This is a genomic window from Streptomyces sp. NPDC091287, assembly GCF_044768525.1.
Taxonomy (GTDB): Bacteria; Actinomycetota; Actinomycetes; order Streptomycetales; family Streptomycetaceae; genus Streptomyces.
Genome location: NZ_JBIVUV010000020.1, coordinates 98,539 through 112,163 on the forward strand (window position 1 = coordinate 98,539; position 13,625 = coordinate 112,163).

The 13,625-nt window shown below is 71.8% G+C and carries 15 protein-coding genes; 8 read left to right on the top strand and 7 right to left on the bottom strand.

Going from position 1 to position 13,625, the window contains the following annotated elements:
• Positions 1–16 precede the first annotated feature (16 nt).
• From ACIQRW_RS30245 to ACIQRW_RS30275, 7 genes are all read left to right on the top strand, one after another.
• A complete protein-coding gene (locus tag ACIQRW_RS30245) occupies positions 17–319 on the top strand; it encodes an urease subunit gamma (RefSeq protein WP_403766142.1) in 303 nt (100 codons plus the stop codon).
• A 13-nt stretch (positions 320–332) separates the two neighbouring features.
• Positions 333–644, top strand: coding sequence for an urease subunit beta (locus ACIQRW_RS30250; protein WP_403766317.1), 312 nt, complete (start codon positions 333–335; stop codon positions 642–644).
• Positions 637–2,358, top strand: a complete 1,722-nt coding sequence (locus ACIQRW_RS30255; RefSeq protein WP_403766145.1) for an urease subunit alpha — start codon at positions 637–639, stop codon at positions 2,356–2,358. Before ACIQRW_RS30250 ends, ACIQRW_RS30255 begins: the two co-directional genes overlap by 8 nt.
• 12 nt (positions 2,359–2,370) lie before the next feature.
• Entirely contained in the window at positions 2,371–3,033 is a 663-nt protein-coding gene (locus ACIQRW_RS30260; protein ID WP_403766148.1) for an urease accessory protein UreF, read from the top strand.
• 21 nt (positions 3,034–3,054) lie between these two features.
• Positions 3,055–3,732 carry an urease accessory protein UreG gene (gene ureG / locus ACIQRW_RS30265; RefSeq protein ID WP_403766151.1) on the top strand — a complete coding sequence of 226 codons (678 nt, stop codon included), beginning with the start codon at positions 3,055–3,057 and terminating at the stop codon, positions 3,730–3,732.
• Complete coding sequence (locus tag ACIQRW_RS30270) at positions 3,729–4,517, top strand: urease accessory protein UreD (RefSeq protein ID WP_403766153.1); 789 nt, start codon at positions 3,729–3,731, stop codon at positions 4,515–4,517. The genes ureG and ACIQRW_RS30270 overlap by 4 nt, the downstream gene beginning before the upstream one ends.
• Positions 4,518–4,757: 240 nt before the next feature.
• A complete protein-coding gene (locus ACIQRW_RS30275; protein ID WP_403766320.1) occupies positions 4,758–6,275 on the top strand; it encodes an alpha/beta hydrolase in 1,518 nt (505 codons plus the stop codon).
• Between the two features lie 31 nt (positions 6,276–6,306).
• Here the strand turns inward: ACIQRW_RS30275 and ACIQRW_RS30280 are convergent, their stop codons facing one another.
• The 7 genes from ACIQRW_RS30280 to ACIQRW_RS30310 form a co-directional block, all read right to left on the bottom strand.
• Positions 6,307–7,356 carry an NAD-dependent epimerase/dehydratase family protein gene (locus ACIQRW_RS30280; protein WP_403766156.1) on the bottom strand — a complete coding sequence of 350 codons (1,050 nt, stop codon included), beginning with the start codon at positions 7,354–7,356 and terminating at the stop codon, positions 6,307–6,309.
• Between the two features lie 64 nt (positions 7,357–7,420).
• Positions 7,421–8,137 (bottom strand): lysophospholipid acyltransferase family protein, encoded by a 717-nt coding sequence (locus ACIQRW_RS30285; RefSeq protein ID WP_403766159.1) that lies wholly within the window; start codon positions 8,135–8,137, stop codon positions 7,421–7,423.
• A 208-nt stretch (positions 8,138–8,345) separates the two neighbouring features.
• Positions 8,346–8,504, bottom strand: coding sequence for a hypothetical protein (locus tag ACIQRW_RS30290; protein WP_003970622.1), 159 nt, complete (start codon positions 8,502–8,504; stop codon positions 8,346–8,348).
• A gap of 66 nt (positions 8,505–8,570) precedes the next feature.
• The gene (locus ACIQRW_RS30295; protein ID WP_403766162.1) at positions 8,571–9,521 is read right to left on the bottom strand and encodes a cytochrome c oxidase assembly protein; all 951 of its coding nucleotides are present in this window, start codon (positions 9,519–9,521) and stop codon (positions 8,571–8,573) included.
• Between the two features lie 122 nt (positions 9,522–9,643).
• A complete protein-coding gene (locus ACIQRW_RS30300) occupies positions 9,644–10,669 on the bottom strand; it encodes a 6-phosphofructokinase (RefSeq protein WP_003970624.1) in 1,026 nt (341 codons plus the stop codon).
• A gap of 175 nt (positions 10,670–10,844) precedes the next feature.
• The gene (locus ACIQRW_RS30305; protein ID WP_097870965.1) at positions 10,845–11,573 is read right to left on the bottom strand and encodes a type 1 glutamine amidotransferase; all 729 of its coding nucleotides are present in this window, start codon (positions 11,571–11,573) and stop codon (positions 10,845–10,847) included.
• A 34-nt stretch (positions 11,574–11,607) separates the two neighbouring features.
• Entirely contained in the window at positions 11,608–12,846 is a 1,239-nt protein-coding gene (locus ACIQRW_RS30310; protein WP_217222877.1) for a MurT ligase domain-containing protein, read from the bottom strand.
• 114 nt (positions 12,847–12,960) lie between these two features.
• Between ACIQRW_RS30310 and def the strand changes: the two genes are divergently transcribed.
• A complete protein-coding gene (gene def, locus ACIQRW_RS30315; RefSeq protein WP_018957919.1) occupies positions 12,961–13,506 on the top strand; it encodes a peptide deformylase in 546 nt (181 codons plus the stop codon).
• Positions 13,507–13,625: the final 119 nt, after the last annotated feature.

Here is a 13,625-nt window from a genome sequence, read left to right on the forward strand (position 1 = left end):
ACGATGAGGTGGAAGCGTGCAACTGACCCCGCACGAGCAGGAACGTCTGCTCATCCATGTGGCCGCCGACGTGGCCGAGAAGCGCCGGGCACGCGGGCTGCGGCTCAATCACCCCGAGGCCGTCGCCCTGATCACCGCCCATCTGCTGGAAGGCGCCCGGGACGGCCGCACGGTCGCCGAACTCATGGCGTCCGGACGTAAGGTGCTCACCCGGGACGAGGTCATGGAAGGCACCCCCGAGATGCTCCACGACGTCCAGGTCGAGGCCACCTTCCCGGACGGCACGAAGCTCGTCACCGTCCATGACCCGATCGTCTGACGGGGCCGCGCCGATGATTCCCGGAGAGATCCTTTACGGGGACGGGGACATCCCCCTCAACGTGGGGCGTACGGTCACCCGCCTCACCGTCCTCAATGCCGCCGACCGCCCCGTCCAGGTCGGCTCCCACTACCACTTCGCCGAGGCCAACCCCGGACTGCGCTTCGACCGCGCCGCCGCCCACGGGCTGCGGCTGAACATCGCCGCCGGCACGGCCGTCCGCTTTGAACCCGGCATCCCCGCCGACGTCGAACTCGTCCCCCTCGTCGGCCGCCGCGTCGTCCCCGGCCTGCGCGGCGAAACCGGAGGTGCCCTCGATGCCTGACCTCAAGAGAGCCGTGTACGCCGATCTGTTCGGGCCCACCACCGGAGACCGCATCCGGCTCGCCGACACCGACCTGCTCGTCGAGATCGAGGAGGACCGCTCGGGCGGCCCCGGACACGCGGGCGACGAGGCGGTGTTCGGCGGCGGCAAGGTGATCCGGGAGTCGATGGGCCAGGCCCGCACCACCCGCGCCGAGGGCGCGCCCGACACCGTCATCACCGGGGCCGTCGTCGTCGACCACTGGGGCATCGTCAAGGCCGACATCGGCATCCGGGACGGCCGGATCACCGGCATCGGCAAGGCCGGTAACCCGGACACCATGGACGGCGTCCACCCCGACCTGGTGATCGGCCCGGAGACCGAGATCATCGCGGGCAACGGGAAGCTGCTCACGGCCGGAGCGGTCGACGCCCACGTCCACTTCATCTCACCCACCCTCATCGACCAGGCACTCTCCAGTGGCATCACCACCCTCGTCGGAGGCGGCACCGGTCCCGCCGAGGGCACCAAGGCCACCACCATCACGCCGGGACCCTGGCACCTGGCCCGGATGTTCGAGGCGCTGGAGACCTTCCCGGTCAACATCGGGCTGCTCGGCAAGGGCAACACGATGTCGCAGGAGGCCATGCACTCCCAACTGCGCGGCGGCGCACTGGGATTCAAGATCCACGAGGACTGGGGCGCGACGCCCGCCGTCATCGACGCCTGCCTCACGGTCTGCGAGCGGACGGGCGCGCAGCTCGCCATCCACACGGACACCCTCAACGAGGCCGGGTTCGTCGCCGACACCCTCGCCGCCATCGCGGCCCGGACGATCCACGCCTACCACACCGAGGGGGCGGGCGGCGGGCACGCGCCCGACATCATCAGCGTGGTCTCCGAGCCCTACGTCCTGCCCAGCTCGACCAACCCCACCCGGCCGCACACCGTCAACACCATCGAGGAACACCTCGACATGCTGATGGTCTGCCACCACCTGAACCCCGCCGTCCCCGAGGACCTGGCCTTCGCGGAGTCCCGGATCCGGCCCTCCACCATCGCGGCCGAGGACATCCTGCACGACCTCGGGGCCATCTCGATCATCTCCTCGGACTCCCAGGCCATGGGGCGGATCGGCGAGGTCATCCTGCGGACCTGGCAGACCGCCCACGTCATGAAGAAGCGTCGCGGAGCCCTGCCCGGGGACGGGCGCGCCGACAACCGCCGGGTCCGTCGCTATGTCGCCAAATACACCATCAACCCGGCCGTCGCGCAGGGACTGGACCGGGAGATCGGCTCCGTGGAGACCGGCAAGCTCGCCGACCTCGTCCTCTGGGACCCGGCGTTCTTCGGCGTGAAGCCCCAGACCGTCATCAAGGGCGGACAGATCGCGTACGCGCAGATGGGCGACGCCAACGCCTCCATCCCGACGCCCCAACCGGTGCTGCCCCGGCCGATGTTCGGCGCCCTGGGACGAGCGGCCGCCCAAGGCTCGTTCAACTTCGTCTCCGCCGCCGCGATCGAGGACGGGCTGCCCGAACGCCTCGCCCTGCACAAGCGGTTCGTTCCCATCACCAGCACCCGGGGGGTCACCAAGGCGGACATGCGGGAGAACGACGCCCTGCCCCAGGTCCACGTCGACCCCGACAGCTTCGCCGTCACCATCGACGGCGACCCGGTCGAGCCCGCGCCGGCGGCGGAACTGCCCATGGCCCAGCGCTACTTCCTCTTCTGAGCGGATCCGGCCATGTCACGCGCAGCACTCCTCGTCCTCGCCGACGGCCGGTTCCCGGCCGGAGGACACGCCCACTCCGGCGGCGCCGAACCGGCCGTCGCCGAGGGCCGCGTCCTCGACGCCGACTCCCTCGCCGACTTCTGCCGGGGCCGGCTGCACACCGCGGGCCTCACCGCCGCCGCCCTCGCCGCGGCGGCGGCCCACGGCCTCGACCCGCTCGCCCTGGACGAGGCCGCCGACGCCCGTACGCCCTCGCCCGCCCTGCGGGCCACCGCGCGGAAGCTGGGCCGGCAGATGATGCGGGCCGCCCGCGCCACCTGGCCGAGCCCCGAGCTGGACGCGCTCGCGGCGGCCCGGCCGCGCGGCGCCCACCAGCCGGTCGTCCTCGGGCTCACCGCGCGGTCGGCGGGTCTGGACCCCGTGGACGCCGCCCACTGTGTCGCGTACGAGACCGTCAGCGGCCCCGCCACCGCCGTCGTCCGGCTCCTCTCCCTCGACCCCTTCCACGCCACCGCCGTACTCGCCCGGCTCGCCCCCGAGCTGGACCGGGTCGCCGAACAGGCCGCCGAGGCCGCCCGGCAGGGCATCGACGCCCTGCCCGCCGCCTCGGCGCCGCTCCTCGACATGACCGCCGAGGCGCACGCCGCCTGGCCGGTCCGCCTCTTCGCCTCGTAACCCGCACCCACAGGAGCCCCCATGCACCTCGGCCACTCCCACGACGGCCCCGCCGCCGTCAGCGCCGACGCCACCCGTCCCGACGGCACCCGGCGCGCCCTGCGCATCGGCCTCGGCGGCCCCGTCGGTTCCGGCAAGACGGCCACCGTCGCCGCCCTCTGCCGGGAACTGCGCGACCGGCTCTCCATCGCCGTCGTCACCAACGACATCTACACCCAGGAGGACGCCGCCTTCCTGCTGCGCAACGCGGTCCTGCCGCCCGAGCGGATCCAGGCCGTCGAGACCGGCGCCTGCCCGCACACCGCGATCCGCGACGACATCTCCGCCAACCTCGAAGCGGTCGAGGACCTGGAGGACGCGGTCGGCCCGCTCGACCTGATCCTCGTCGAGTCCGGCGGCGACAACCTCACCGCCACGTTCTCCAAGGGGCTGGTCGACGCGCAGATCTTCGTCATCGACGTCGCGGGCGGCGACGACATCCCGCGCAAGGGCGGCCCCGGCGTCACCACCGCCGACCTGCTGGTCGTCAACAAGACCGACCTCGCCCCCTACGTCGGCTCCGACCTGGAGCAGATGGCCCTCGACGCCAAGAAGCAGCGCGGCGAACTACCCGTCGCCTTCACCTCGTTGACCTCGGCCGAAGGCGTCGGGCCGGTCGCCGACTGGGTGCGGGCACAGCTCGCCGCCTGGGCCGCGTGAGCGTCCGCGCGATGGCCCGGCTCCGGGCCGAGCCCGACGGGCGGGACGGGACCGCCCTGCCCCTCCTGGTCAGCGACGGCCCGCTCGCCCTGCGCCGCACCCGCTCGCCGCAGGCCGCGTACGCCCGGGTCACCGTCGTCGGCGCGATGAGCGCCCCGCTCAACGGCGACCGGCTGGCGATCGAGGCGGACATCGCGGACGGGGCACACCTCACCGTGGACGCGGCGGCGGCCACCGTGGCCCTCCCGGGCCCACGGCCGGACACCGGCCCGTCCACGTACGGGGTGGACCTGACCGTGGGGGAGGGGGCCGTGCTGCACTGGCTCCCCGAACAACTCGTCTCCGCCCACGGCAGCGACCTGCACCAGACCACCCGGGTCCGACTCGCCCCCACCGGCCGCCTGTTGCTGCGCGAGGAACAGATCCTCGGTCGGCACGGGGAGCCCACCGGCGCGCTCACCACCCGGCTCACCGTCCACCGCGCGGGCCGCCCGCTCCTGGACCAGCAGCTGGCCTACGGGCCCGGCGCCCCCGGCGGCTGGGACGGCCCGGCCGTCCTCGGCGGGCACCGGGCCGTCGGCCAACTCCTCCTCGCCGACCCCGCCTTCGAGGACGCCCCCCTCCCCGCACGCCTCCTCGGGCCCACCGCCGCCCTCACCCCGCTCGCCGGCCCCGCCGTCCTGGTGACCGCCGTGGCCGCCGACGCCCGCCTGCTGCGCGGGGTCCTGGACGGCGCGATGCGCGAGCTGCTGGAAGGGCTCAAGGCGGACCACGACGCGGGCTGAACACGGACCACGGGGGCCCGAGTCCGCTCAGCGAACCTCCTTCACCGGTTATGGGTTCGGTAAAGAAACAGGTGTACGCCCTGGCCCCGGGTGCCCACAGGCGAAAGGATCCCCGCGATGTACCGATGACCACGCCGCCTTCGGCGGCGGATCGGACGAAGGGGGAGGTTCCACGTGAGACGTACCAAGGTGCTCGGTTCGGCCGGGGCTCTCGTCGCGGGCACGCTCATAGCGGGGGCGATGGCCGCACCCGCCGCCAGTGCCGACGGCAGCCGGCACGGCCGGGGCGACGCGGAGGCGCGCGGGGTCGCCGTCGCGGCGCACCGGGCGGCGAATGCCGGGATCGACTGGAAGGACTGCCCGGAGGACTGGGGCCTGACCGCCCCCATCCAGTGCGGCTGGGTGACCGTGCCGCTCGACTATGCCAGGCCGAACGGCAAGAAGATCAAGCTCGCCGTCGACCGGCACGTCAGCACCGGCACGAAGGGCGAGCGCCAGGGCGCACTGCTCTACAACCCGGGCGGGCCCGGCGGTTCGGGACTGCGCTTCCCCGCCCGGATCACCGCCAAGAACCCGCTCTGGACGAAGACCGCGAAGGCGTACGACTTCGTCGGCTTCGACCCGCGCGGCGTCGGCCACTCGGCCCCCATCTCCTGCGCCGACCCGCAGGAGTTCGTCAAGGCACCCAAGGCCGACCCGGTCCCCGACAGCGAGGCCGACAAGCGCGCCCAGCGCAAGCTGGCCCGCGAGTACGCCGAAGGATGCGGCGAGCGCAGCGGCGCGATGCTGCCGCACATGACGACGCCCAACACCGCACGCGACCTGGACGTCATCCGGGCCGCGCTCGGGGAGAAGAAGCTCAACTTCCTCGGCGTCTCCTACGGCACCTATCTGGGCGCCGTCTACGGCACGCTCTTCCCGACCCACGTCCGGCGCATGGTCGTCGACAGTGTGGTCGACCCGTCCCGGAAGAACATCTGGTACCGGGCGAACCTCAACCAGGACATCGCCTTCCAGACGCGCTGGGACGACTGGAAGGCCTGGGTCGCGAAGCACGACTCCGTCTACGGCATCGGCGACACCCCGCAGAAGGTCGAGCAGGCCTGGCTGGAGCTGCGGGCCGCCGCCAAGAAGGAGCCCATCGGGGGCGTTGTCGGGCCCGCCGAGCTCATCGGATTCTTCCAGGGCGCGCCGTACTACGACTCCGCCTGGGCCCCCACGGCCAAGACCTGGAGCGCCTACCGGGCCGGTGACACACAGGCCCTGGTCGACGCCGCCGCCCCCGACATGAGCGACCTCGCGGGCAACGCCGCCGCCGAGAACGGCAACGCGGTCTACAACGCCGTCGAATGCGCCGACGCCAAGTGGCCCACCGACTGGCGCACCTGGGACCGGGACAACACCCGGCTGCACGAGAAGTATCCGTTCATGACGTGGGCCAACGCCTGGATGAACCTGCCCTGCGCCACTTGGCCCGCCAAGCAGCAGACCCCGCTGGACGTGAAGACCCGCAAGGGCCTGCCGCCGGTCCTCATCGTGCAGTCCACCCGCGACGCCGCCACCCCGTACCAGGGCGCTGTCGAGCTGCACAAGCGGTTCAAGGGCTCACGGCTCATCACCGAGAAGGACGCCGGATCCCATGGCGTCACCGGACTGGTCAACCCCTGCGTCAACGAGCGGGTGGACACCTACCTGCTCACCGGGAAGACCGACCGGCGCGATGTGACGTGCGCCCCGCACGCCACGCCGAAGCCGTAGATCACCCAGGAGGCGCCCGGCCGGGGACCGCTCACCGTCCCCGGTCGTGCGCCTCCAGCCAGGCGTCCTCCGCCGCGTAGTCGAAGAGCCATGCACCGTAGTTGGCGAGCATCTTCGGGAACGCCTCGCGCCAGTCGCGCTCCGCCAGCTGCCCGGCGAGCCACTCGACCGTCTCCGGCAGCGACTCCACGTACCCGGTCACCGGGCGGTACCCGAGCTGTTCCTCGGCGGCCGTCATGTCGTAGACCACGGGGTGGGCGCCGCTCCACGGTGTCACCCCGACATGCCCCTCCGGGGAAGCGCCGTCGATCAGCACCGTCTCCGTCTCCCGCCCGAGCACGTCGTCGATCGCCGACGCGATCTCCGCGACCGTGGGAGCCTCGGGGTCCCCGGCGTTCAGCACGCGTGATCCCGGCTGCCCGGCGGCCAGCCGGATCAGCTCCGCCGCGTTGGACACATGGACCGGATGGAAGCGGCTCTCCCCGCCGTACGCGAACACCCGGCGCCGGCGTCCGTCGAGCAGCCGCTTCACCACGTACAGCTCGCGCGGTGTGCGGCAGTACGGGCCGTGGACGGCGCCCGCGCGCAACAGCGTCACCGGCAGCTCCTCGCCCGCCGCCAGCAGCTCCCGCTCCAGCAGGATCTTCCGCGTCGCGTACGAGGTGTCACCCGGTGCCACCGTGCGCCAGGTCTCCGGCAGCGGCACCGGGAAGCGGGGGAAACCGTCGCTCGAAGCCTGCGTGTCGAAGCTGCGGCCCCGGTCGTCCTCGTACACCGCCCCGCTGGAGATCACGACGGCCGATCCGATCCGGCCGGCCAGCCCCGTCAGCTGCCGGGCGTGCGCGCCGTCGAACGCCACCATGTCGACCAGCACGTCACAGCCGTCGCCCAGCGCCCGGCCGAGCGCCCCCTCCTCGGCACGGTCGAGCGACACCGCCCGGACCCCGGCGTCCCATCCCCCGTCCCGGCCGCCACCGCGCGAGGCCGCGGTGACCTCCCAGCCGTCCGCGGCCAGCGCCCGCACCGCGGCCCGCCCGATCTGGCCCGTCGCTCCCAGCACCCATGCGTGTCCCTTGCTCATGGATCCGACGCTAGGGGAGCCGATCCGCCGGGGCGAGGGCGCTCTGCCGGTGGCGTATTCGCGCTCAGCGTCGCAGCTTGGGGAACTTCCTCGGCGGCGCGGCCTCCTGTTCGGCCGCCTTCACCTTGGCCGCGTACTCGTCCACGTACTCCTGGCCGGAGAGTTCGAGGATCGCGTACATGATCTCGTCCGTCACGGCCCGGATCGCGGCCTTCTGGTTCTCCATTCCCGCGTAGCGGGAGAAGTCCAGCGGTTCGCCGAAGCGGATCGCGACCCGTTTGATCTTCGGCACGACCTGGCCGGGCGGCTGGATCTCGAAGGTGCCGACCATGGCGCAGGGAACCACCGGCGCCTGCGCGGTGATCGCCATCACCGCGACCCCGACCTTGCCCTTGTAGAGCCGGCCGTCGTGCGAGCGGGTGCCCTCCGGGTAGATCCCCAGCAGCTCGCCCTTGCTCAGCACACCGAGCCCCTCGCGGATGGCCGCCTGCCCGGCGTCCTTGCCGGACCGGTCCACCGGGATCTGGCCCGCGCTGCGGAAGAAGGCCGCGGTGAGCCGGCCCTTGATGCCCGGGCCCGTGAAGTACTCGGCCTTCGCCAGGAAGGTGATGCGGCGCTTGATGATGGCCGGCATCAGGAAATGGTCGGAGAAGGAGAGGTGGTTGCCCGCGACGATCGCCGCGCCGTCCGTAGGAATGTTCTCCAGGCCCTCGATCCGGGGCCGGAACAGCAGCCGCAATATGGGCCCCAGCACGACATATTTCAGGACGTAATAGAACACCTTGCGGGTGCACCTCGCTCTGCCGGGTCGGCGTCAGGGCTGTACTGCCGGGTTCAGGGCTGTGTACTACCAGGTCACGGTGGTGCCGGGGCGCTACAGCGTAGACCCCGGCACCACCGTGCGACCGTAGCGAACCGGTCTCCCGGCTCGTACCCGCCTCCGGGCCCGTCAGGCGTCCTCACCCGCTGCTGGGAACCGTCCCGCAGGCTCAGGTGTCCTGCGTGGCCAGCATGCCGAGGGTGCACAGTCCCAGCACCACCCAGCCGAACCAGAGCCAGCCACTGCTTCCCAGCGCCACCGTGTACGCGGTCACCGCGATCAGGGCCCCGCCGGTCATGTATCCCATGGTCTTCGTCGATCCGGACATGCGCGCACGCTCCTCGTCGGCCGCGCGGCCGTTGTCCCCATGGTCACCCCGTATGCGCCCTCCGCGCTACTGTCCGCGCGCCTGCAAAGACGCGAGATAGGCGTTGTACGCCGCCAGCTCCTTGTCACCGTCGCGGTCCGCCGCCCGGTCGGTGCGCCGCGCGGTGCGCTGCTCGGAGCGGTACCACTGGAAGACCAGCGCGATCAGCACCAGCACGGAGGGGATCTCGCTGAACGCCCAGGCGATCCCGCCCGCCCAGTTCTGGTCGCTCAGGGCGTCGATGCCGAGCGAGGCCGGCGGGTTCTTGTACGTCTCCACCATCGGCGTCGACGCCATCATCAGCGCGATCCCGAAGAACGCGTGGAACGGCATCCCGGCGAACAGCTCCAGCATCCGCATCAGATACCCGGGCCGGTGCGGGCCCGGGTCCACGCCCATGATCGGCCAGAAGAAGACCAGGCCGACCGCGAGGAAGTGCACCATCATCCCGATGTGGCCCGGCTTCGAGCTCATCAGGAAGTCGAAGATCGGCGTGAAGTACAGCGCGTAGAGGCTCGCGATGAACAGCGGGATCGTGAACACCGGATGCGAGATGATCTTCATGTACCGGCTGTGCAGCAGCTTCAGCAGCAGCTCGCGCGGCCCGATCCGCCCCCGCCCGGCCGGCGGCAGCGCGCGCAGCGCCAGCGTCACCGGGGCGCCCAGCAGCAGCAGGATCGGCGACAGCATGCTGATCACCATGTGCTGCACCATGTGCACGCTGAACATGACCATGCCGTAGTCGTTGAGCTTGGTGCACATCACCAGCGCGATGCTCAGCACGCCCACGGTGAAGAACACGATCCGGTTCACCGGCCAGCCGTCCCCGCGCCGACGCAGCCGCACCACGCCGTACCCGTACAGGGCGAGCGCCAGGACGCAGCCGGTCAGGAAGAACGGGTCGACGGAGAGCTCCAGCCCCCGCCCCAGCGTGAACGGCGGCAGATCCATGTTCATGCCGTGCCCGCTGTGATCCATCTGTTCACTCCCGATGGGGACACGTCCCCGTTTCGTGCCGGTTGTCCGGTCCAGAGTAGAACTGCCCCCGGCCGCGGTTGCGGCCGGGGGCAGTTCTGGACGACGTGTCCTGACGAGGTGTTCTAGAGCACGCACTCCGCCTCGGCGTACCGCTCGGCGGGGACCGTCTTCAGCGTCTCGACGGCCTCGCCCAGCGGGACCATCACGATGTCGGTGCCGCGCAGCGCGGTCAGCATCCCGAACTCGCCCCGGTGCGCCGCCTCCACCGCGTGCCAGCCGAACCGGGTCGCCAGGACCCGGTCGTACGCGGTGGGCGTGCCGCCGCGCTGGACGTGGCCGAGGATGACCGGGCGGGCTTCCTTGCCGAGCCGCTGCTCCAGCTCCCCGGAGAGCTGTGTGGCCACCCCGGCGAACCGCTCGTGACCGTAGATGTCCTTGACGCCCTGCTCGAACTGCATGGAGCCCTCGCGGGGCTTGGCACCCTCGGCGACCACCACGATGGCGAACTTCTTGCCCGCCGAGAAGCGCTTGCCGACCAGCTCGGTCAGCTCGTCGATGTCGAAGGGGCGCTCGGGCACCACGATGGCGTGGGCGCCGGCGGCCATGCCCGAGTGCAGGGCGATCCAGCCGGTGTGACGGCCCATGACCTCGACGATCAGCACCCGCTGGTGTGACTCGGCGGTGGTCTTCAGCCGGTCCAGGGCCTCGGTGGCGACGCCGACGGCGGTGTCGAAGCCGAAGGTGACGTCGGTGGAGGCGATGTCGTTGTCGATGGTCTTGGGGACGCCGACGATCGGGAGACCGGCCTCGGAGAGGAGGTTCGCGGCCTTGAGGGTGCCCTCGCCGCCGATCGGGATGATGGCGTCCAGACCGAGGTCCGCGACATGGCCGCGGGCGCGCTCCACACCGTCGCGCAGATGCGCGGGCTGGACCCGGGAGGAACCGAGGATCGTGCCGCCGCGGGCCAGGATGCCGCCCACCGCGTCAAGGTCGAGCTTGCGGTAGTCGCACTCCAGCAGGCCCTTCCAGCCGTCGTGGAAGCCGATGACCTCGTCGCCGTGGTCCACCACCGCGCGGTGCACGACGGAACGGATGACGGCGTTGAGGCCGGGGCAGTCGCCGCCGGAGGTGAGTACGCCAATGCGCATGGCCCGGAAACCTTTGCAACGTTAAGTCGACGACCGGACCACGTCGTCCGGTTGGATCCCCGCCACCCTACCGGCGCAGGGTGGCGGGACCGAACCGGCCGTCCGCCTGCTGGACGCCGCTCAACCGAGCGGAAAACACCTCAGGCGGACACCGCTCAGGCGAGCGGAAAGTACCTCAGGCGGGCTGGGTCGCCGAGGCGATCCGCTCGGCGCGCAACGCGTCGTACCAGCGGTCGTCGGTGGGCGGCAGCGCGTTCACGTCGAGGGCCAGCTTCAGCAGCAGATCGGCGATCTGCGGGTTGCGGGCCATCACGGGGCCGTGCATGTACGTCCCGAATACCGTGTCGTTGTACGCGCCCTCCGTGCCGTCCCCGGTGCCGTTGCCCCGGCCGAACTGCACCCGGGCCAACGGCCGTGCCGTGGGGCCGAGATGGGTGACGCCCTGGTGGTTCTCGAACCCGGTCAGCGGCGGCAGTCCGAGGTGCGGGTCGATGTCCGCCAGTACGTCGCCGACGCACCGCGCGCCCTCGCCGCGGGTGGAGACCACGTCGAGCAGACCGAGACCGGCCTCGCGCTCGCCGAGGTCGTTGACGAACTCGTGCCCGAGGATCTGGTAGCCCGCGCAGACCGAGAAGATGATCGCGCCGTTGGACGCGGCCCGGCTCAGCCCGCCGTCGCGGCGCAGCCGCTCGGCCGCCAGGCGCTGCGGACGGTCCTCACCGCCGCCGATCAGATAGATGTCGCCGGACGTCGGCACCGGCTGGTCGCTGCGCACGTCGACGCGCTGCACGTCCAGACCGCGCTGCCGGGCACGCCGCTCCACGACCAGGGCGTTGCCCTGGTCGCCGTAGGTGCTGAGCAGGTCGGGGTAGACCCAGACCAGACGCAGACCGTTGTTGCTCATGCTTCGTCCTCTCCGGAGGTGGCCGGGGCCGGGGTCAGTTGCCGACACGACGGCGCAGATCCTGGAAGGCGGTGTAGTTGGCGATGACCTCGATGCGGCCGGGCGGTGCGTAACTCACGGCCTCGTCGAGCGTCTCGCAGACCCGGAAGTCGAGACCGGCCACTTCGAGGCGGACCGCGAGGTCCAGCTTCCGGTCGCCGAGCACGAAGATCGGGTGACCCGCCAGCTGCGTGTAGTCCACGTCCCACAGCCAGGAGGTGTCCGTGCCGTCCGCGCCGCGCGCGTTCACCGAGAGGATCACCGGCGTCGGCGGCGGATCGATCAGCGAGAAGGTCTCCAGCCAGCCGGCCGGGTTCTTCGCCAGCAGCAGACGCAGCTCACGGTTCTGGAAGGTGACGACGTCATAGCGGCCGGCCACCGCCTGTACCTGGTACATCCGCTCCAGCGCGACCTGCGGCGGCACGCCGAAGACGGCGGCGACGGCGGCGGAACTGGTGGCGTTCGCCTTGTTCGCCCGGCCCGGCAGCTGGAGGTGGATCGGCCACGCCGAACCGTGCGGGTCCAGGACGTAGTCGCCGTTCAGCGCCCAGCTCGGGGCGGGGCGGCGGAAGCCGCACTGCCCGCAGAACCAGTCGTCGCCCGGGCGCTGCATCACACCGCCGCAGGACGGGCAGGACCAGGCGTCGTCCTTCCACGCCTGGCCGGCCGCCACCCACACCACATTGGGCGAGGAGGAGGCCGCCCAGACGACCAGCGGGTCGTCCGCGTTCGCGATGACCACGGCCTTCGAGCCGGAGAGGCCCTCGCGCCAGTGCTCGGCCATCATCCGGGTCTCCGCCGCGCGGTCCAGCTGGTCCCGCGAGAGGTTGAGCAGCGCGATCGCCTTGGGTGTGGTGTCGCGCGCGACACCCGCCAGATACTTCTCGTCGACCTCGATCACGCCGAACTTCGCGTCCGAGCCGCCGGCCAGCGCCGAGGTGATGCCCGCGGGCATGTTCGCGCCGAGCGCGTTCGACACGACGGGCCCGGCGGCCCGCAGCGCCTCGGCGATCAGCCGCGTGGTGGTCGTCTTGCCGTTCGTCGCCGACACGAGGATCACGTCCAGGTGCTGCGCCAGCCGCCCCAGCAGGTCGGGGTCGAGTTTGAGCGCCACCCGGCCGCCGATCACCGATCCGCTGCCCCGCCCCGCGGCGCGTGACACCGCCGCCGCGGCCTTGCCCGCCGTCACGGCCAGTTTGGCCCGCGGCGACAACGGCTCCGTGTTGCCTGCCATCGTCCTAGATCCTCCTTGCATCGGTCCGCGCCCAGCCTATCGATGTCCGGCGCGGCGACCGCACCGCGGCACCACGGGAACTGCCCGGCCCCGGTGGAACGTACGCTTGCCGCCATGCGAAACCGCCCGATCCCCGGCAGTTCCGGACTCGTCCGTGAGATGAGTCTGCTCGGCGACCCGTTGCTCCACCGCGCCTGCGAGGACGTCACGGACTTCGGCCCGTCGCTGGCGCGGCTGGTCGAGGACATGTTCGCGACGATGTACGCCGCGCAGGGTGTCGGGCTCGCCGCCAACCAGGTCGGCGTCCCGCTCAAGGTGTTCGTCTACGACTGCCCGGACGACGACGATGTCCGCCATCTGGGACACGTGGTCAATCCCGAACTGGTCGAGGCGGACGGACTCACCGTACGCGGACCGGAGGGCTGTCTGTCACTTCCCGGTCTGGAAGCGGGCACGGATCGCTTCGACCACGCGGTCGTCGAGGGCCTCACGATGACCGGCGAGCCGGTCCGGATCGCCGGGACGGGATGGTTCGCCCGCTGCCTCCAGCACGAGTGCGACCACCTGGAGGGCACGGTCTACACCGACCGGCTGACCGGGCTGCGGCGCACCCGGGCGCTGCGCGCGGCGCGGCGCGCACCCTGGGCGCGCGGGGACTGAGCACGACGGGCTCCCGGGCCCGGCATCCGGAGCGGGTCGGAGCCCGGCGTCCGGAGCGGGTCGGAGCCCGGCATCCGGAGCGGGTCGGAGCCCGGCATCCGGAGCGGGTCGGAGCCCGG